Origin of the sequence: Streptomonospora salina (assembly GCF_014204715.1) — a bacterium.
GTDB classification, from domain to species: Bacteria; Actinomycetota; Actinomycetes; order Streptosporangiales; family Streptosporangiaceae; genus Streptomonospora; species Streptomonospora salina.
Genome location: NZ_JACHLY010000001.1, coordinates 25,231 through 44,071, shown reverse-complemented (window position 1 = coordinate 44,071; position 18,841 = coordinate 25,231). Strand labels below are relative to the sequence as shown.

The window sequence follows — 18,841 nt, the reverse complement described above, 5'->3', positions numbered from 1 at the left end:
CCGCCCGGGGCCGCCCCGGTTGCGCGCTGCGGCGCGCGCCGCACCGGCCGTGTGCCCGGAGCCGGGCCGGGTGTGAATGGCAGGGGCGGCGCCGGGTAGTCGGCGGGTGCACACCCGCTGCTGCGAGCTGCGCCGAAGCGGCCGCGCCGGTCCGTGCGGCGCCGCGGGCGGCAGCGGCCGATCGAAAGGAGCGCCCGATGGCGGTACTGCACGACCTCGAAGGGTTGAAGCAGATCCTGTCCGGTCTGGACTTTCCCGTGGGCAAGGAGCGGATCGTGGAGTACGCCCAGGATCAGGGTGCCGACCGGTTCCTGCTCAGCGCCCTGCAGGCTATGCCCCCGGCGGACTTCGACGCGCCCGGCGAAGTCCTGCGCGCCGTGCCCCAGGACGAGCTCGGCGGGCAGAAGCGCGACGACTCCGACCGCGCCCAGCAGCACCGGCACCACACCACGTCCGGCGTCTCCGAGCAGGTCCGGGAAACCGGGCCGGTCAACCCCATCGAAGACGAGCTCGGCGAGAACCGCGGCTCCTGACCGGCCCGCGGCCGTTCAGCCCCGGCGGGCGCGGGCGGGTATCGGGCAGTCCCCGCAGACTCCCCCGCCGGGGACGCGGTAGTACAGGCAGCACGTCGTGCGGGCGAACACCGGCGGCCCTTCGCCGGGCCCGGCGGGGGAGGGGGAATAGGCGCCCAGGCCGCGCAGCGGCGGCCGCTGCAGCAGCAGGCGCACCAGCGTGAACGCGTCGTCGGCGTGCCCGGGGCGGGCTGCGGCCAGCGCCGCCGCGGCCCCGGCCAGCGCCGAGGCCGCGTTGCCGTAGAGCAGCCGCGGCGCCAGGCGGATCCGCGCGCGAAGCGCCTGGGCCGCGGGCACGAGTACGGCGGCCACCACGTGCTCGGCGAGGAGGTCGGCGGCCGCCTCGGCGCGGGGGCGGCCGGCTGCCGCAGCGGCCCCCGCGCCGCCGCCCAGCGCCGGGTACAGCCGGCCTCGTGCCATGCGCCAGCGCAGCGTCTCGGGAGGGGCGGCGATTCCGTGGCACAGCGCCGCGGCCGTCTGGGGAGCCATGAGCCGTGCGGCCAGTCCCTGGTAGGCCGCAGAGGCCGCCGCACGCAGCTCGACGGCCCCTGCCGGGATCCCGGCCGCGGCGGCGAGTCCGGAGCGCACGGCCGCGACTTCGGCGTCGAGCAGATCGGCGCGCCGCAGGTCGGACACCGGGTACCCGGCGCCGGGGCCGGATGCGGTGTCCACGGCGAAGAAGGCGTTGACCGTGGCGGCGTCGGCGAGAGCCGTGCGCAGCGCGGGATCGACGGTCACGGCCTGCGGGTGAACACCGAGGGGTCGGCCGTGTGCGCGGGGGCGCGGTCCGTGGCCGGATCCGTGCGGTTCTCGGCGGGGGAGAGCAGCAGGATCAGCGAGATGATCATCAGCAGCAGGCCCAGTCCCACGAACATCGGCATGAAGAAGTCCATCATGGTGGCGCCGGTGACCGGGGTGTCGAGCGGGGATTCGGGCGCTGCGGTCACGCTCATGCCGAACATGGCAGTGTAGTGCATCGTCGCCACCGCGGCGGCCATGACCAGTGAGGCGAGCACGATGGCGAGCAGGCCGCGCAGGCGCAGCGCGAACAGCAGGGCCAGGGTCGAGGCCACCAGGGCCACGGCCGCGGCGGTGGCCGTGTAGCGGGGGTCGTGGTGCATCTCGCCCTGCATCCGGATGGAGGCCATTCCCATGTAGTGCATCGTCACCACGCCCAGGCCCATGATGATCCCGCCGCCCAGTACGGCAGTCCAACCGGGTCGCCACATCATGCTCCAGAACAGCCCCACCCCCACGACGGCCACGGCCAGCAGTCCGCTGAGGACGGTCAGCGGCACGTCGTAGCGCAGGGTGGCCGACTCGACCGAGAACCCCAGCATCGCGATGAAGTGCATCGCCCAGATCGCCGCGGTACCCAGAGTGAAGGCGGCCAGCACCAGCCACCCGGTGCGGACCCGGCCCTGGCTGTACCGAGCCCGCCCCGCCGCTTGCAGACCGATGAGCGAGCCGAGGAAGGAGACCGCGCAGGCGATCACGGGCGTCGTCCACCCGTAGGCGAAGTGTTCGATCATCGAGGACTTCCGGGATAAGGGTTTTGTCCGTTTTGTGGCTTACGTGTGCAGAGTACGCCACACCGGAAGCGGGTGCGGGGGCCGACGTGCCGGCGGGGGTGGCCGCCTGCGGCCATCCCCGCGTGTCCGGCGACCGCCGTGGCGGCCGGTCGAAGGTGCGGGCGGTTCGGATGCGACAGGGGGATCCCCGGGGTGACACGCCAGGGGAAATGTGGGTTAGGCTAGCCTCACCTAGTCTCGCCTGGCCTCCCCTGGACGTGTGCAGCAGGCAGTTGTGACCCTGATCCGAGAAAGGCTCCCCCTATGTCTTCATTGGCGAGGGCTTCGGCCCCCTCGACCCGCATCGCCCTGGTCGCGGCGGCAGCCGTGGCCGCCGCCGGCTGCGGCGCCCCGTCCGGCACCGAGGCCGACGCGGGCTCCTCCGGCGGCGACTGGTCCCCCGTGACCATCGAGCACGCCCACGGCTCGACCACGATCGACCAGGAACCCGAGCGCATCGTCACCGTCGGCTGGTCCGACGAGGCCACGCTGCTCGAACTGGGCATCGTGCCCGCCGGTATGAACGCCTCCACCTACGCCGGCGACGACGAGGGCTACCTGCCCTGGGACCTGGAGAAGCTCGAAGAGTTGGGCGCCGACAAGCCCGAGCTCATCAACACCGACGACGGCATCTCCGCCGAGCAGGTCGCCGAACTGTCTCCCGACCTCGTTCTGGGCGTGCAGTCGGGCATGACCGAGCAGGAGTACGAGCAGCTCACCAAGGTCGCCCCCACCGTCCCCTACCTCGACCAGCCCTGGATGACCGGGTGGCAGGAGCAGACACTCACCATCGGCGAGGCCGTCGGCAAGAAGGACGAGGCCCAGACGATCGTCGACGACACGACCGCCTACATCGACGGCCTGGCCCAGGAGCACCCCGAGTTCCAGGGCACGACCCACGCCGTCGGCACCGTCATGCCCTCCACCGGCGAGTTCGGTTTCTACATCGAAGGCGACGCCCGCCCCAGGATCATGGGCCAGCTCGGATTCTCCCCGGCCGGCTTCGTCGAGGACCTGCCCGTCGAGGACGGCCAGTTCTACGGCACCCTCAGCCAGGAGAACGCCGACCGGATCGACGCCGACGTGCTCGTGATGTGGTTCAACACCGCCCAGGAGCGCGAGGAACTGGAGGAGAGCCCCGTCTTCCAGCAGATCCCGGCCGTGGAGAACGGCTCCTACATCGGCTATGAGGCCCCCGAGGAGTCCATGGCGATCTCCACCCCCAACCCGCTGACGATCCCCTGGGTGATGGACGGCTTCGTCGACGACCTCGGCGCGGCCGCCGAAGGCGAGGCCTGAGGCCGCACCCCGCGCATACCCGCGCCCCGCCGGCGACCGCACTCGCCGGCGGGGCGCGGGTATGCGTATGCGGGGCGGACGGGTGTGGATGCGCCGCGCCTGTGGTAGTAGTTGGGCGTGCCAAACATAGGAGATCGCCTCGCTTCAACCCGTGTGGCGGCGGCCGCCGCGGCCCTGGTGTGCGCGGCCGCCTGCACGCCGGCCGGGGCCGAACCCGACCCCGACGACGGCCGCCTCACCGTGCTGACCACCTTCACCGTGCTCGCCGACATGGTCCGCAACGTCGCCGGCGACCGGGTCGACGTCGAGTCCGTCACCCGCCCCGGCGCCGAGATCCACTCCTACGAACCCACCCCCGAGGACCTCTTGCGGGGCCGCGGCGCCGACCTCGTGCTGCACAACGGACTGGGCCTGGAAGCGTGGTTCACCCGGTTCACCGACCCCGTCGACGCGCCCACCGCCGTCCTGGCCGACGGCGTGGAGACCGTGCCCGTCGTCTCGGGCGGCCACGCGGGCGAGCCCAACCCCCACGCCTGGATGTCGCCGGACAACGCCCTGGTCTACGTCGACAACATCGCCGCCGCCCTCACCGCTCTCGATCCCGCCGGCGCCCGGACCTACGCCGCCGGGGCCGCGGACTACAAACAGCGCATCCGCGCCATCGGCGAGGACCTGCGGGACCGCCTCGCCGGTGTCGACCCGCCCCAGCGCGCCCTGGTCACCTGCGAAGGGGCCTTCCCCTATCTGGCCCGCGACGCCGGACTGGCCGAGCGCTACCTGTGGCCGGTCAACTCCGACACCGAAGCCACCCCCGGCCGGGTCGCCTCGGTGGTGCGGTTCGTACGGTCCAACGGCGTCGCCACCGTCTTCTGCGAGACCACCGTCGACAGCGGCATCCAGCAGCAGGTCGCCGACGAGACCGGTGCCGAGCTGGGCCCCGACCTCTACGTCGACTCCCTGTCGCCGCCGGACGGGCCCGTGCCCACCTACCTGGACCTGCTGCGCTACGACGCCGAAGCCGTCGCCGCCGGACTCACCCGCGAGGAGGACGCGTGAGCGCCACCGAAACCACCCCGGCCGCGGGGCGGCCGGACGCCGCGGACGCGGCGCCGGCCCTCGACGTCGCGCAGCTGACCGTGCGCTACGGCGACGTCTGCGCCCTCGAAGACGTCAGCCTGAGCGTGGGACCGGGCCGCATCTGCGGCCTGCTGGGTGCCAACGGTTCGGGAAAATCCAGCCTGCTGACCGCCATCATGGGCCTGACCGCCGCCGACACCGGCGGCGTAGCGATCCTGGGCGCCGGCCCCGCCGCCGCGCGCAAGCGCGGTCTGGTGGGCTATGTCCCCCAGGCCGAACAGGTCGACTGGGCGTTTCCGGTGCGCGTGGCCGACGTGGTCATGATGGGCCGCTACGGCCGCATGGGGCCCACCCGCAGGCCGCGCCGGGCCGACCGCGCGGCCGTCGGCGCCGCCCTGGAGCGCACCGGGCTGACCGGGCTCGCCCACCGCCGGATCGGCGCCCTGTCCGGGGGCCAGCGCAAACGGGTGTTCGTGGCCCGCGGCATCGCCCAGGGCGCCCGCGTGTTCCTTCTCGACGAGCCTTTCGCCGGTGTGGACCGGGCCTCCGAAGCCACCATCACCGCGGTGCTGTCCGCCATGCGCGACGAGGGCCACACCCTGCTGGTCTCCACCCACGACCTGGTCGGGGTGGGGGCGCTGTGCGACGAGGCGGCCCTGCTGCAGCGCCGGCTGCTGGCCCACGGCCCGCCCGGCGAGGTGCTTACGCCCGAACGGCTGATGGAGGCCTTCGGCATCGTCCCGCCGACCGGGGGAGGGCCCGGATGAGCGCGATCGTGGAGTGGTTCGCTCTGCCGCTGCAGTTCGACTTCATGCAGCGCGCGCTGCTGGTGAGCGTCGTCGCGGGCATCGTCTGCGCCCTGCTGTCGTGCTGGATGACGCTGACCGGCTGGTCGCTGCTGGGCGACGCCGTCTCCCACGCGGTGCTTCCCGGCGTCGTGCTGTCCTACCTGCTGGGCCTGCCCTTCGCGGTGGGAGCGCTGGTTTTCGGGGCGGGCTCGGTCGCCCTGATCGGGACGGTCCACCGCACTTCGCGCGTCAAGGAGGACGCGGCGATCGGCATCGTGTTCACCACGATGTTCGCCGTCGGCGTGGTGCTGATATCGCGCGTGCCCTCCGAGACCGACCTGATGCACATCCTCTTCGGCAACGTGCTCGGCGTCTCCGACTCCCAGATCGGCCAGATCCTGGCGATGGCGGCGGTGGTCGCGGCGGTGGTCGCCGTCAAGCACCGCGACCTCACCCTGTACGCCTTCGATCCCGTGCACGCCCACGCCGTCGGCCTGAGCCCGCGCCGCCTGGAGGCGCTGCTGCTGGCGCTGCTGTCGGTGACCGTGGTCATCGCGCTGCAGGCGGTGGGCATCATCCTGGTGGTGGCCATGGTGGTCATCCCCGGCGCGACCGCCTACCTGCTCACCGACCGCTTCGAGCGCATGCTGCTCATCGCCGCCGCGGTCTCGGCCGCCGCCTCCGTGCTGGGCACCTACGTCAGCTTCTACGCCGACGTCGCCACCGGCGGCACTGTCGTCCTCGCCCAGGCGTGCTGCTTCGGGCTGGCCTACCTGCTGGGGCCCCAGCACGGCGTCCTGGCCCGCCGCCTGCGCCGCAGGGCCGCCCCGGCGGGCTGAGCGCCGGGGACTCCGCCCCCTCGTGTCCCGGCGCGTCGGCGCCGGGGCACGAGACGCATCGCACACCGCCCGCACCCTAAAAGAAATCTACAACGTAAAGGCCGCTCATCGGCGGATCCACTCGCCCCGCACCCGCCGGCGCACCCCTTCACTGACCCCACCCGACCAAGGTGAGCGCTCCGTTTCCCGGGTGTTACGACAGGACACGTCCAGGCAACTCCGACTGCCTACCGTCGGTCACGATGCGCGCCCCCGTCGTCGACCGAGGAAGGCCCGGACGTGACCGCACCGAGTAGCGCACCGTCCCGCACCCGCGGACGGTGGATCACCCACTGGGAACCCGAAAACGCCGCGTTCTGGAACGCCACGGGCCGCCGTGTCGCCAACCGCAACCTGTGGGCCTCCATCTTCGCCGAGCACATCGGATTCTCGGTGTGGAGCCTGTGGTCGGTACTGACCCTGTTCATGACGCCCGAGGCCGGATTCGACTACACGCCCGCGCAGAAGTTCCTGCTCGTCTCTGCGGTCTCGCTGGTCGGGGCCGTCCTGCGGGTGCCCTACACCCTGGCGGTGCCCAAGTTCGGCGGCCGCAACTGGACACTGATCTCGGCGTGCGCGCTGCTGGTGCCCACCGGCCTGGCCGCCGTGCTCATCCAGCGCCCCGACACCCCCTTCTGGCTGCTGTTGCTGCTGGCGGCCACCGCCGGGCTGGGCGGCGGCAACTTCTCCTCGTCCATGGCCAACATCAACTCCTTCTTCCCCGAGCGCAGCAAGGGCTGGGCGCTGGGCCTCAACGCCGGCGGCGGCAACATCGGCGTCGCCACCGCCCAACTCGCCGGCCTGGGCGTCATCGCCGCCTTCGGCGCCGCCCAGGGCTACCTGCTGGCGGTGCTCTACATCCCCCTGCTGCTGGCGGCCGCCGTCGTGGCCGCCACCCGCATGGACAACCTCACCGGCGCCCGGTCCGACGCGGGCGCCCAGATCGCCGCCGCCAAGGACCGCCACTTCTGGATCCTCTCCTTCCTCTACATCGGCACCTTCGGCTCCTTCATCGGGTTCTCCTTCGCCTTCGGGCTGCTGCTGCAGAACCAATTCGACCGCACCCCGATGGAGGCCGCCGCGGTGACCTTCCTCGGCCCCCTGCTGGGATCGCTCGTCCGCCCCGTGGGGGGTCGGCTCGCCGACCGCTTCGGCGGCGCCCGCGTCACGCTGATCGGCTTCGCCGCCATGGCGGCGGGCACCGCCGTGATCGTGGCGGCCTCCCTGCTGGGCTCGCTCGCCCTGTTCACCACCGGATTCATCGCCCTGTTCCTGCTCACCGGCATCGGCAACGGATCCACCTACAAGATGATCCCGGCCGTCTACGCGGCCGAAGCCGAGAACGAGATCGCCGCCGGCGTCCCCGCCGAACAGGCCTACGCCCGCAACAAGCGCATCTCCGGGGCGGTGCTGGGCCTGGTAGGGGCGGCCGGCGCCCTGGGCGGAGTCGGCATCAACCTCGTGTTCCGCCAGTCCTTCATGAGTTTCGACACCGCGATCCCCGCCTACGCCGCCTTCCTGGCGTTCTACCTGGCCTGTATGGCGGTGACCCGCCGCTTCTACCTCCGGCGCCCCGCAGCCCGCCCCGGCGCGGCCGCGGCCGCATCCCACGACGAATCGGTGGCCGCCTCGTGAACACCCGCACCCACTGCCCCTACTGCGCCCTGCAGTGCGCCATGAGCATCGAATCCGGCCCCGACGGCGCACCCACCGCCCGCCCGGCCGACTTCCCCACCAACCGCGGCGGGCTCTGCCGCAAAGGCTGGACCTCGGCCGAACTGCTGCACTCGCCCCAGCGCATCACCCGCCCCCTGCTGCGCACCGACCGCTCCGGCGCCTTCGCCGAAACCGACTGGGACACCGCCCTGGACCACGTCGCGGCCCGGCTCGCCGCCATGCGCGCCGAGCACGGAGCCGACTCGGTCGCGGTCTTCGGAAGCGGCGGACTCACCAACGAGAAGAGCTACCTGCTGGGCAAGTTCGCCCGCCTGGCGCTGGGCACCTCCCAGATCGACTACAACGGCCGCTTCTGCATGTCCTCGGCAGCCGCCGCCGGCAACCGCGCCTTCGGCATCGACCGCGGCATGCCGTTCCCGCTGCCGGACCTGGCCGCGGCCGACACGGTCCTGCTGGCCGGAGCCAACCCCGCCGAGACCATGCCGCCGATGATGGGACACCTCACCGCCCCCCGGCTGATCGTCGTCGACCCGCGCCGCTCGGCCACCGCCCAGTACGCGCTGGACCACGGCGGGCTGCACCTGGCCCCCCGACCGGGCACCGACGCCGCCCTGGCACTGGGCCTGCTGCACGCCGCCCGCACCGCCGACCTGCTCGACACCGACTACATCGCCGCCCGCACCACCGGCTTCGACGACGCCTGGCGCCACGCCGCGGCATTCTGGCCCGAGCAGACCGAACAGGTCACCGGCGTGCCCGCGCACCGGGTGCGCGAAGCGGCACACCTGCTGGGCACCGCCGCCCGCGCCTACGTGCTCACCGGCCGCGGCAGCGAACAGCACGCGACGGGCACCGACACCGTCTCGGCGTGGATCAACCTGGCGCTGGCGCTGGGCCTGCCCGGACGCGACGGGGCCGGCTACGGCTGCATCACCGGTCAGGGCAACGGCCAGGGCGGGCGCGAACACGGCCAGAAAGCCGACCAGCTGCCCGGATACCGCAAGATCGACGACCCGGCCGCCCGCGCCCACGTGGCCGACACCTGGGGCGTGGATCCCGACGAGCTGCCCGGCCCCGGACGCAGCGCCTTCGAACTGCTCGACTCCCTGGGCACCGGGGACGGGCCGGGCGCGATGCTGCTGCTGGGTTCCAACCCCGCGGTTTCGGCGCCTTCGGCCGAACGCGTCCGAAACCGGCTGCAGTCCCTGGACCTGCTCGTCACCTGCGACTTCGTCATGTCCGAAACCGCCGCGATGAGCGACGTGGTGCTGCCCGTGGCCCAATGGGCCGAAGAAGAGGGCACGATGACCAACCTGGAGGGGCGCCTGCTGCGGCGCCGGGCCGTGCTCGACCCGCCGGAGGGGGTGCGCACCGACCTCCAGGTCCTCAGTGCCCTGGCCGTGCGCCTGGGACAGCCCGCGGCACGCTTCCCCGACCGCCCCGATGCGGTCCTGGCCGAGCTGGGCCGGGCCTCCGCGGGCGGCGGCGCCGACTACGCCGGCGTCACCCCCCAGCGGCTCGACGAGGGAGAGGAGCTGTTCTGGCCCGTCCCCGGACCCGAAGCCGGCACCCCCCGCATGTTCCTCGACTCCTTCGCCCATCCCGACGGCCGCGCCCGCTTCGCCCCCGTGAGCCACCGCGGCGCCGCCGAGCGGCCCGACGCCGACTACCCCCTCTACGCCACCACCGGGCGGCTGATGGGCCACTACCAGTCCGGAGCCCAGACCCGGCGCATCGCCGAGCTGGACGCGGCCGAACCACGGGCCTACGTCGAAGTCCACCCCGACACCGGCGCCCGCGCCGGACTGGCCGAAGGCGACTGGGCACGGGTGGTCTCCCGGCGCGGCGCCGCCCTGGCCCGCATCCGCCACCGCTCCGACGCGCGCACCGACACCGTGTTCCTGCCCTTCCACTTCGCCGGGGACCAGGCCGCCAACAACCTCACCAACCCGGCCCTGGACCCCACCAGCCGCATGCCCGAATTCAAGGTCAGCGCCGTCCGACTGGAACCGGCCGACACCGCCCCGACCGCCCCGACCGCCCCGACCGCCGGCGGCTGAGGCCGCCGCGCGCACCCGCCCCGACCCCAGGCTGACGAAGGGAGGCGGTGCCGCCCGCGCATCCGCGCCGGCTCCGGCACCCACACACCATGGCCCAACACCCTGCACGCCGCATCGTGGTGATCGGCAACGGCATGGTCGGCGCCCGCTTCGCCGAAGAGGTCGCCCGGCGCGACCCCGCAGGCGACCGCGTCGGCGTCACCGTCGTGGGCGCCGAAGACGAACCCGCCTACAACCGGGTCCTGCTGCCCGGGGTGCTCGCCGGCGACTACACGCCCGACGACATCCGCCTGCCCGTGCCCCAGGTGCCGTCGGTGGCCGTGCGCACCGGCGCCGCCGCCCGTGGCCTGGACACCGCCCGCCGCCGGGTCACCCTCGACGACGGCACCCACTTGGACTACGACGACCTGGTTCTGGCCACCGGAGCCCGCGCCGCCTTCCCGCCCATCCCCGGACTGGCCGCCTCCGACGGCGCGCCCGCGCCAGGCGTCACCGCTCTGCGCGACGCCGCCGACTGCCGCCGCCTGGACGCCCTCGCCCGCCCCGGCGGGCCCGTCGTCGTGCTCGGCGGCGGAGTGCTGGGGCTGGAGGCCGCCCGCGCCCTCGCCCGGCGCGGCATGCGGGTGTCCCTGGTGGAGTCCTCGCCCTGGATCATGCGCCGCCAGATCGACCGGCCCGCCGCCCGGATCCTCGCCGAGCAGTACAGCGCACTGGGCATGTCCGTGCACTCCTGGCGGGTGGCGGCCCGCTGGATCCCCGGCACCGGGCTGGAACTCGACGACGGCCGCGTCCTGGCCGGCGACGCGCTGGTGGTCACCGCCGGCGTCGAAGGCAACACCGAACTCGCCGCCGACGCCGGCATCGAGACCGAACACGGCGTCTGCGTCGACGACACGCTGGCCACCGCCGACCCCCGTGTGCACGCCGCCGGCGACTGCGCCCAGCACCGCGGCGGCGGCGCCGGCCTCGTCCAGCCCGGATGGGAGCAGGCCGCGGTGCTGGCCGACCGGCTCACCGGAACCCGCCCCGAGGCGCGCTACAGCGGCGCCCGCCCCGTCACCCGGCTCAAGGCCGCGGGTATCGAGCTGACCGCGATGGGCGAGGCCGAGGCCGACGACACCGCCGAAACCGTCACCATCGCCGACCCGCACGGCGGCCGCTACGCCAAGCTCTCGGTGCGCCGCGAGCGCATCGTCGGCGCCGTGCTTCTGGGCTTCGCCGAACCGGCCTCGGACATCGCGCAGATGTACGACGACGGCGCCCCGGTGCCCGCCGACCGGCTCGCACTGCTCACCGGACGCCCCGCCCCCGAGGCCGAACCTCAGGCCGAAGCCGCAGCCGACCCCACCGTGTGCCGGTGCAACGCCGTGACCCGCCAGGATTTGGAGACCGCCTGGCTGGACGGCTCCCGCACCCGCACCGACATCGCCGAAGCCACGCGCGCCACCACCGGCTGCGGCGGCTGCACCCGCGACGTCGACGCGCTGCTGTCGGGATGGAACGCCACCAGTCCCGTCGCGGCCACCTGACGCCCCCCGCGCCGGGGCCCGCGTTCCCGTCCGCCGCCGTCGGCAACGGCGGCGGACGCCGGACCTGCCGCACCGGCACGCGAAACCGCCTGCGCACAGCGTTCACCCGCGCGCGGCCGACCATGACAGGGAAACGAAACACCGCCTTCACCGACGGCTGACGGTCGTGAAACACGCTCCGGGTTGCCTGAAAGGCACAGAGCAGCGGCCGCCGGCGCTCGGCGCCCCGCCCACCAGCGAGGAGAAGAACCCGGCATGAGACAGCTCGTGGTCATCGGAAACGGCATGGTCGGACACCGCCTCGTCGAGGCCGTCCTCAGCCGCGACACCGACACACCCTGGCAGATCACCGTCCTCGGTGAGGAACCGCGCCCCGCCTACGACCGTGTCGCCCTGTCCTCCTACTTCGACGGCTCCGGAGAAGAGGAGCTGCGGCTGCCCGACCTGGCTGAACGCCCCGGCGTGCAGGTGCTGCTGGGCGAGTCCGCCGCCGCCCTCGACCGCGGCGCCCGCACCGTCACCACCTCCGCCGGCCGGATCCTGGCCTACGACGAACTCGTCCTGGCCACCGGATCCTCGGCGTTCGTGCCACCGGTGTCCGGCCGCGACCTGCCCGGCTGCCACGTCTACCGCACCATCGACGACCTCGAAGGAATCACCGCCACCGCCGCAGCCGCCACCGGCCGCGGCGACACCGCCGGCGTGGTCGTCGGCGGCGGCCTGCTCGGCCTGGAGGCCGCCAACGCCCTCACGCTGCTGGGTATGCAGGCCCACGTGGTGGAGATGGCGCCGTGGCTGATGCCCCGACAGGTCGACGAAGGCGGGGGAGCGGTCCTGGGCCGGCTCGTCGACGACACCGGAGTGGTCTGCCACACCGGCGCCGCTCTGGCCGGTATCGAACCCGCCCCCGACGGCGCCGGCCTGCGCGTGCTGCTCGGCGAGGAGGGGCCCGACCGCCGGATCGTCGACGCCGGCATCGTCGTCTTCTCCGTGGGTGTGCGCCCCCGCGACGAACTCGCCCGCTCCGCGGGCCTGGAGATCGGCCCCCGCGGCGGCGCCGCGATCGACGCCGCCTGCCGTACCAGCGACCCCCGCATCTACGCCGTGGGCGAGTGCGCCAGCGCCGAGGGCACCGTCTACGGCCTGGTCGCGCCCGGAAACGCCATGGCCGAGGTCGCCGCCGACAACCTCGCCGGCGGCGACGCCGCCTTCACCGGCGGCGACACCGCCACCAAGCTCAAGCTGCTGGGCGTGGACGTGGCCAGCTTCGGCGACGCCCAAGGCGCCACCGAAGGCGCCCTGGAGGTCGTCGTCAACGACGCGCCCGGCGGCACCTACGCCAAGCTCGTCGTCTCCGACGACGCCACCACCCTGCTGGGCGGCGTCCTGGTCGGCGACGCCTCGGCCTACGCGGGCCTGCGGCCCCTGGTGGGGCGCGAGCTGCCCGGCGACCCCCTCGATCTCATCGCCGGCGACCGGGGCGGCTCCGGCGGCGGCGTCGGCGTGGCCGCCCTGCCCGACGACGCCCAGGTCTGCTCCTGCAACGCTGTGACCAAGGGCGCCATCACCACCGCCATCGCCGAGGGCGAGACCGACATCCCCGCCCTCAAGGCCTGCACCAAGGCCGGCACCAGCTGCGGCTCCTGCGTTCCGATGCTCAAGAACCTGCTCGCCGACTCCGGCATCGAGCAGTCCAGCGCCCTGTGCGAGCACTTCGAGTACTCCCGCGCCGAGCTCGTCGAGATCATCACCGCCACCGGCGTGTCCACGTTCTCCGAGCTCATCGACCGCCACGGCACCGGTCGCGGCTGCGACATCTGCAAGCCCGCCGTGGCCTCGGTGCTGGCCTCCCTGGGCGGCGGCCACATCCTCGACGGCGAGCAGGCCGCGCTGCAGGACACCAACGACCACTTCCTGGCCAACCTCCAGCGCAACGGAACCTACTCGGTGGTGCCGCGCGTGCCCGGCGGTGAGATCACGCCCGACAAGCTCGTCGTCATCGGCGAGGTCGCCCGCGAGTTCGGCCTCTACACCAAGATCACCGGCGCCCAGCGCATCGACCTGCTCGGCGCCCGCGTCGAGCAGCTGCCGGCGGTGTGGGCCCGGCTGGTCGAAGCCGGATTCGAGTCCGGACACGCCTACGGAAAGGCGCTGCGCACGGTCAAGTCGTGCGTGGGAAGCACCTGGTGCCGCTACGGCGTCCAGGATTCGGTGGGCATGGCCATCCGCCTGGAAATGCGCTACCGCGGCCTGCGCTCGCCCCACAAGCTCAAATCTGCGGTGTCGGGATGCGCACGCGAATGCGCCGAAGCCCGCAGCAAAGACTTCGGCATCATCGCCACCGACACCGGCTGGAACCTCTACGTCGGCGGCAACGGCGGCTTCACCCCACGCCACGCCGAACTGCTGGCCGCCGACCTCGACGACGAGACCCTCGTGCGCTACATCGACCGGTACCTGATGTTCTACATCCGTACCGCCGACCGGCTGCAGCGCACCTCCGCCTGGATCGAGCAGCTCGACGGCGGCCTGGGCCACCTGCGCGCGGTCGTCGTCGAAGACAGCCTGGGCATCGCCGCCGAGCTGGAGCAGGACATGCAGCGCCACACCGCCGGCTACGCCGACGAGTGGCGCGGTGTGCTGGAGGACCCCGAAAAGCTGGAGCGCTTCGTGTCCTTCGCCAACGCGCCCGACGCCCCCGACCCCACCATCGCCTTCGACATCGAGCGCGACCAGCCGGTCCCCACCGGCCCCGTCGCCCTGGGTATGCCCGAGCCGCCCGCCCGCGAGCCCGCCACCGCCCCGAGCGGGGGCGCTGCGCGCCACGAGCCCGCCGGAACCCCGGTCTGAGCGGTCCTGCCGAAACGCCAGGCCCGCGGTGCGCCGCGGGCACGAGCCCACCTGGAGGTGCGACGCCGATGAGCCTGCCCGCCCGCGAGCCCGCCACCGCCCCGACCGGGGGCGCTGCGCGCCACGAGCCCGCCCGCGAGCCCGCCGACCCCGACCGACTGCGGGTCGCCGCCTGCGGCTCGGATAAACTCGGTGCCGAACGCGGCGTTGCCGTCCTATTGCCTGACGGGGGACAGGTAGCCGTCTTCCGCACGCACGACGACGTGCTCTATGCGGTGGGCAACATCGATCCCTTCAGCGGTGCGGCGGTGATGTCCCGCGGCATCGTCGGCGACCGGGCCGGCGAGCCCACCGTCGCCTCGCCCATGCTCAAGCAGGTGTTCTCGCTGCGCACCGGCCGGTGCTTGGACGAGCCCGAGGTGGGGTTGTCCACCTACGCCGTGGAGCTGCGCGACGGCGTGGTCCACGTCTGCACCCGACCGGACGAGGGCACCACCACATGACACCCACCCCGCCGACCGCACCCGCCGCCCGCCCGGCACCCGACGACGGCCCCGACGACGCCGCCACCGTGGCGCCGCTGGCCGGCTTCACCGTCGCCGTGACCGCCGCCCGCCGCGCCGACGAGCTGGCCGCGCTGCTGCGCCGCAAGGGCGCCGAGGTCGCCAGCGCTCCGGCGCTGCGCATCGTCCCGCTCAGCGACGACCAGCGCCTGGCCTCGGCCTCGCGCGAGCTGACCCGCCGCCCCGCCGACGTCGTCGTGGCCACCACCGGAATCGGCTTCCGCGGATGGGTGGAGGCCTGCGACACCTGGGGATGCGCCGAGGAGCTGGTGCGCGCCATGGCCTCCTCGCGCATGCTGGCCCGCGGCCCCAAGGCCACAGGCGCCATCCGCGCCGCAGGCCTGAGGGAGGAGTGGTCGCCGCCTTCGGAGTCCTCGGCCGAAGTGCTGGACTACCTGCTCGAACACGGGGTCGACGGGCTGCGCGTGGCCGTGCAGCTGCACGGAGACCCGCTGCCCGACTTCTGCGCCGCCCTGCGCATGGCCGGGGCCGACGTCGTGGAGGTCCCCGTCTACCGCTGGACCGAACCCGAGGACACCGCGCCGCTGGACCGGCTGATCGAGGACGTGGCCGCCGGCGGCGTCGACGCCGCCACCTTCACCAGCGCTCCCGCGGCCGCCTCGATGCTGGCGCGCGCCCGGCGCCTGGGTGCCGACCGCGCGCTGACCGAGCAGCTGCGCGAGCACACCTTGGCCATGTGCGTGGGACCGGTCACCGCGCGCCCGCTCATGGCCGAGGACATCCCCACCGTCTGGCCCGAGCGCGCCCGCATGGGCGCCATGGTCAAACGCCTCGCCGAAGAGCTGCCCGAGCGTTTCCCCACCCTGCCGGTGGCCGGGCACCGCCTGCGGCTGCGCGGCCACGCCGTCCTCGTCGACGGCGTGGTCCGCCCGGTCTCACCCGCGCTGATGCGGATGCTGCGCGAGCTCGCCCGCCGTCCCGGCCAAGTGCGCGACCGCGCCGACCTGCTGGCCTCGCTGGGCGGCGAGGGCGACGCCCACGCCGTAGAGACCGCCGTGGCCCGGCTGCGCAGCGCGCTGGGCGACTCCCGCATCATCCAGACCGTGGTCAAGCGCGGCTACCGGCTCGCGCTGGACGGCGGTGACTGCGCGCCCCGAGGAGCATGATGGACGTCCCGACCCTGCTGCTGGCCGTGCACGGCACCCGCGACCCGCGCGGCACCGCCGAGGCCCGCCGCCTGGCCCGCGCCGTCGCCGAGGCGTCGCAGGCCCCGGTGCGGCTGGGCTTCGCCGACGTACTCACCCCCGACGTCGGCGAGGTCGCCGCCGGCATCGACGGCCCCGTCGTGGTGGTGCCCGCCTTTCTGGCGGCCGGCTACCACGTGCGTGTCGACATCCCCGACCAGCTGGAGCGAGCCGGACGCGGCGACGCCGTGGTCACCGGCGCGCTGGGCGGCGACGAGCGCCTGCTGGAGGCGGCCGTGCGCCGGTTGGGCCAGGCCGGCCGGCGCACGGGCGAGGCGGTGGTGCTGGCCGCGGCGGGCTCCTCCGACCCCGACGCGCGCGCCCAGGTCGCCGACGCCGCCCAGCGGCTGGCGGACCGTCTCCAAGCGCCGGTCGAGGAGGGCTACGTCGCCACGGCCGAACCCACGGTCGCCGAGTCGGTGCGCCGGTTGCGCTCGCGCGGGCACCGGCGGGTGGCGCTGGCGTCGTGGCTGCTGGCGCCCGGCCTGTTCCACCAGCGCCTGGCCGAGGCCGGCGCCGACGCCGTGGCGGGCCCGCTGTGCCCCGACGCCGGGGTCGTCGCCGCCGTCGCCGCACGCTACCGCCGCGCCGCGGTGCCGGCCGCGGTCTGAACCCGCCGCGGCGCGCCGGTGTGCCCCACCCGCCGGCGGGTGCGGTCGGGGGCGCCGGGACGAGCCGGCCGACCCGGGTACATGCGAGCGGTGCGCACGGGTACAGTCGGTTCGGGGGCAGTGACGAACCCCGGGGGACCGCGGACGGACCGGATACGGTTCGCACGCCGGGCGGGCCCGGACGCCATGCGGCGAATCCGCCCCGGTGAAGCTCCCGCAAACCGTCACTCACTGGACGCGTTACCGTCCCGTGATGAATAATCCCCTTTCGGCACTCGGTGACCGCCTCCGCGGATACCCGCCCCCGGCACCGAAGCCGCCGCCACCTCCCCCGGGCTCGGGTGGCGCCGCCGCGCACGAGCGTCCCGCCCCGCCCCGCGGCCGCCGGCGCGGCTGTCCGCAGTCCCCGTTCGAAGGACGTACCGCCGTGGGCAACCGCCAGACCGCTCGCACCTCCCTGCGCGAGCGCCTCCGAGAGAAGCGTTCCCTCCTCGTCGTCACCGCGACCGGCGCCGCCCTCGTCGCCGCCGGGACGGCCGGCGCCGCCACCGTCGACACCCTCGCCTCAGGCCCCGGTGCGGCCGCCGCGCAGACCGCCCCGCCCCCCGCCGAAACCGCCGACGCCCGACCCACCCCCTCCGACGCCGGCCAGGACCGCACCGACGACCAGGCCCGCCACGACCGCCGGCAGGCGCTGGAGTCGGCCGTACAGTCCGTCAGCGGCACCGCCCGCCAGGAGAAGACCGACCCCGAGCCCGACGACGGCTCCGGCGGATCGGACCTGAGCGCCACCGGCCGGGGCGGATCGTGCGAGGCCTCCATGTACAGCGAGCCCCAGCCCACCGCCAGCGGCGAGCGGTTCGACCCCGCAGCCATGACCGCCGCGCACAAGAGCCTGCCGATGGGCACCATGGTCGAGGTCACCAACCCGGCCGACGGCGCGTCGGTCACCGTGCGCATCAACGACCGCGGCCCCTTCGTCGCCGGGCGCTGCCTGGACCTGTCCACCGCCTCCTTCGAGCAGATCGCCTCGGCATCGGCCGGCGTCACCGACGTCCAGTGGCAGGTCGTGGATTGACTTCCTCCCCCGCCTGAAGGAGGGGGATTCCGACCGTCCCCGACGGGGGACGATCCCGCTTACGCGGACCGCCTCACGGCAGCGGTTTCCTGCTTCGTCGCCGACCGCGGACGGGCGGACCCGTGCCGTCTCACATCGGCTCCCCAGGCCTCGCCCGGGGGTCTCTCCCGGGCTGCGACTCGACCAGCCGCACGGATGTTCTTCGCCGCGTTGAGGTCCCGATCGCGCGCACGTTCAGGTCCTCGATCGCGATCACGTCGTGTTCGCGCACCAGCCGTGTGGTGGTTCTGTGCAGGGAGTCGGTGCGGGCGTGGCGGACTTTGCGGTGGGCGGCGGCGGCCTTCTTCTTCGCTGTGTTCCGGTTGGCCGAGCCCGGGGTCGTGCGGGCCATGCGCCGCCGGTAGCGCTTGAGGTTGCGGGCTTTGCGCTCCAGGTGGCGGGGGTTGGCGATCCTCTCACCGGTGGACACCACGGCGAGGTCCGTCACCCCGAGGTCGATGCCGACCTCGGAACCGGCCTCGGGGCGGGTTGCGGGTCCTCGGCCTCCACGGCGAAGGCCACGTACCAGCGCCCGTCCGGCTCGCGGGAGACGACCACCGTCGTGGGGTCGAGCGCGGCCGGATCGGTCTCGTCGAAGGACCGCACGAACGCCAGCGGCGCCTGCTGCTTGGCCAGGAACAGCCGGCCGTCGCGCATGCGGAACGCGCTGCGGGTGTCGTGCGCCGACTGCTTGCCGTTCCTGCTCTTGAACCGGGGGTAGGCGGCGCGTCCGGCGAAGAAGTTCGAAAACGCGGTGTGCTGGTGGCCCAGCACCTGCTGCAGCGGCACCGAGGACACCTCGGACAGGAACCCCGGCTCCGCGGTCTTCTTCCACCCGGTCAGCGCTGCGTCGGTCCGGGCGTAGGAGGTGTTCTCGCCCCGCTCACGGTAGGCATGGCGCCGTTCAGCGAGGGTCCTGTTCCACACCAGGCGCACACAGCCGAACGTGCGACCCAACTGGGCCGCCTGCTCAGGGTCCGGGTAGGCCCGGCACTTGTACGCCGTCCGCATGGAGCGAAGATGACACGAGGCAGAGACATTCCT

The 18,841-nt window shown here is 73.8% G+C and carries 17 protein-coding genes; 13 read left to right on the top strand and 4 right to left on the bottom strand.

Annotation, left to right across the window (positions count from 1 at the left end; translation table 11 throughout):
* Positions 1–197 precede the first annotated feature (197 nt).
* A complete protein-coding gene (locus HNR25_RS00220) occupies positions 198–533 on the top strand; it encodes a DUF2795 domain-containing protein (protein WP_184632336.1) in 336 nt (111 codons plus the stop codon).
* 15 nt (positions 534–548) lie between these two features.
* On the opposite strand, the gene HNR25_RS00215 is transcribed toward HNR25_RS00220, so the two are convergent.
* Positions 549–1,310 (bottom strand): (2Fe-2S)-binding protein, encoded by a 762-nt coding sequence (locus HNR25_RS00215; protein WP_184632334.1) that lies wholly within the window; start codon positions 1,308–1,310, stop codon positions 549–551.
* Positions 1,307–2,104, bottom strand: coding sequence for an MHYT domain-containing protein (locus HNR25_RS00210; RefSeq protein ID WP_184632332.1), 798 nt, complete (start codon positions 2,102–2,104; stop codon positions 1,307–1,309). Before HNR25_RS00210 ends, HNR25_RS00215 begins: the two co-directional genes overlap by 4 nt.
* 303 nt (positions 2,105–2,407) lie before the next feature.
* Between HNR25_RS00210 and HNR25_RS00205 the strand changes: the two genes are divergently transcribed.
* From HNR25_RS00205 to HNR25_RS26340, 12 genes are all read left to right on the top strand, one after another.
* Complete coding sequence (locus tag HNR25_RS00205) at positions 2,408–3,442, top strand: iron-siderophore ABC transporter substrate-binding protein (RefSeq protein WP_184632330.1); 1,035 nt, start codon at positions 2,408–2,410, stop codon at positions 3,440–3,442.
* 117 nt (positions 3,443–3,559) lie between these two features.
* Complete coding sequence (locus tag HNR25_RS00200; protein WP_376767391.1) at positions 3,560–4,498, top strand: metal ABC transporter substrate-binding protein; 939 nt, start codon at positions 3,560–3,562, stop codon at positions 4,496–4,498.
* Positions 4,495–5,286 carry a metal ABC transporter ATP-binding protein gene (locus HNR25_RS00195; protein ID WP_184632326.1) on the top strand — a complete coding sequence of 264 codons (792 nt, stop codon included), beginning with the start codon at positions 4,495–4,497 and terminating at the stop codon, positions 5,284–5,286. The genes HNR25_RS00200 and HNR25_RS00195 overlap by 4 nt, the downstream gene beginning before the upstream one ends.
* The gene (locus HNR25_RS00190; protein WP_184632324.1) at positions 5,283–6,146 is read left to right on the top strand and encodes a metal ABC transporter permease; all 864 of its coding nucleotides are present in this window, start codon (positions 5,283–5,285) and stop codon (positions 6,144–6,146) included. The genes HNR25_RS00195 and HNR25_RS00190 overlap by 4 nt, the downstream gene beginning before the upstream one ends.
* Before the next feature lie 279 nt (positions 6,147–6,425).
* The gene (locus tag HNR25_RS00185) at positions 6,426–7,820 is read left to right on the top strand and encodes an MFS transporter (protein WP_184632322.1); all 1,395 of its coding nucleotides are present in this window, start codon (positions 6,426–6,428) and stop codon (positions 7,818–7,820) included.
* On the top strand, positions 7,817–9,922 hold the full coding sequence (locus HNR25_RS00180) for a molybdopterin oxidoreductase family protein (RefSeq protein ID WP_312862272.1): 2,106 nt from the start codon (positions 7,817–7,819) through the stop codon (positions 9,920–9,922). The genes HNR25_RS00185 and HNR25_RS00180 overlap by 4 nt, the downstream gene beginning before the upstream one ends.
* A gap of 89 nt (positions 9,923–10,011) precedes the next feature.
* Positions 10,012–11,451, top strand: a complete 1,440-nt coding sequence (locus HNR25_RS00175; protein ID WP_184632320.1) for an FAD-dependent oxidoreductase — start codon at positions 10,012–10,014, stop codon at positions 11,449–11,451.
* Positions 11,452–11,706: 255 nt separating this feature from the next.
* Positions 11,707–14,301 carry a nitrite reductase large subunit NirB gene (nirB, locus tag HNR25_RS00170; RefSeq protein ID WP_184632318.1) on the top strand — a complete coding sequence of 865 codons (2,595 nt, stop codon included), beginning with the start codon at positions 11,707–11,709 and terminating at the stop codon, positions 14,299–14,301.
* Positions 14,302–14,369: 68 nt separating this feature from the next.
* Entirely contained in the window at positions 14,370–14,804 is a 435-nt protein-coding gene (nirD, locus tag HNR25_RS00165; protein WP_184632316.1) for a nitrite reductase small subunit NirD, read from the top strand.
* Complete coding sequence (locus HNR25_RS00160; protein WP_184632314.1) at positions 14,801–15,991, top strand: uroporphyrinogen-III synthase; 1,191 nt, start codon at positions 14,801–14,803, stop codon at positions 15,989–15,991. Before nirD ends, HNR25_RS00160 begins: the two co-directional genes overlap by 4 nt.
* Positions 15,991–16,680 (top strand): sirohydrochlorin chelatase, encoded by a 690-nt coding sequence (locus HNR25_RS00155; protein WP_376767388.1) that lies wholly within the window; start codon positions 15,991–15,993, stop codon positions 16,678–16,680. Before HNR25_RS00160 ends, HNR25_RS00155 begins: the two co-directional genes overlap by 1 nt.
* A 427-nt stretch (positions 16,681–17,107) precedes the next feature.
* Positions 17,108–17,758, top strand: a complete 651-nt coding sequence (locus HNR25_RS26340; RefSeq protein WP_312862271.1) for a septal ring lytic transglycosylase RlpA family protein — start codon at positions 17,108–17,110, stop codon at positions 17,756–17,758.
* Positions 17,759–17,888: 130 nt separating this feature from the next.
* Here the strand turns inward: HNR25_RS26340 and HNR25_RS25545 are convergent, their stop codons facing one another.
* Complete coding sequence (locus tag HNR25_RS25545) at positions 17,889–18,245, bottom strand: transposase (RefSeq protein WP_312862270.1); 357 nt, start codon at positions 18,243–18,245, stop codon at positions 17,889–17,891.
* Entirely contained in the window at positions 18,242–18,808 is a 567-nt protein-coding gene (locus HNR25_RS25540) for an RNA-guided endonuclease InsQ/TnpB family protein (protein ID WP_246463487.1), read from the bottom strand. The genes HNR25_RS25545 and HNR25_RS25540 overlap by 4 nt, the downstream gene beginning before the upstream one ends.
* Positions 18,809–18,841: the final 33 nt, after the last annotated feature.

Coding starts and splice junctions, on each gene's coding strand:
- HNR25_RS00220 (WP_184632336.1), top strand. CDS start 198: ATGGCGGTACTGCACGACCTCGAAGGGTTGAAGCAGATCCTGTCCGGT.
- HNR25_RS00210 (WP_184632332.1), bottom strand. CDS start 2,104: ATGATCGAACACTTCGCCTACGGGTGGACGACGCCCGTGATCGCCTGC.
- HNR25_RS00205 (WP_184632330.1), top strand. CDS start 2,408: ATGTCTTCATTGGCGAGGGCTTCGGCCCCCTCGACCCGCATCGCCCTG.
- HNR25_RS00190 (WP_184632324.1), top strand. CDS start 5,283: ATGAGCGCGATCGTGGAGTGGTTCGCTCTGCCGCTGCAGTTCGACTTC.
- HNR25_RS00175 (WP_184632320.1), top strand. CDS start 10,012: ATGGCCCAACACCCTGCACGCCGCATCGTGGTGATCGGCAACGGCATG.
- nirB (WP_184632318.1), top strand. CDS start 11,707: ATGAGACAGCTCGTGGTCATCGGAAACGGCATGGTCGGACACCGCCTC.
- nirD (WP_184632316.1), top strand. CDS start 14,370: ATGAGCCTGCCCGCCCGCGAGCCCGCCACCGCCCCGACCGGGGGCGCT.
- HNR25_RS00160 (WP_184632314.1), top strand. CDS start 14,801: ATGACACCCACCCCGCCGACCGCACCCGCCGCCCGCCCGGCACCCGAC.
- HNR25_RS00155 (WP_376767388.1), top strand. CDS start 15,991: ATGGACGTCCCGACCCTGCTGCTGGCCGTGCACGGCACCCGCGACCCG.
- HNR25_RS25540 (WP_246463487.1), bottom strand. CDS start 18,808: ATGCGGACGGCGTACAAGTGCCGGGCCTACCCGGACCCTGAGCAGGCG.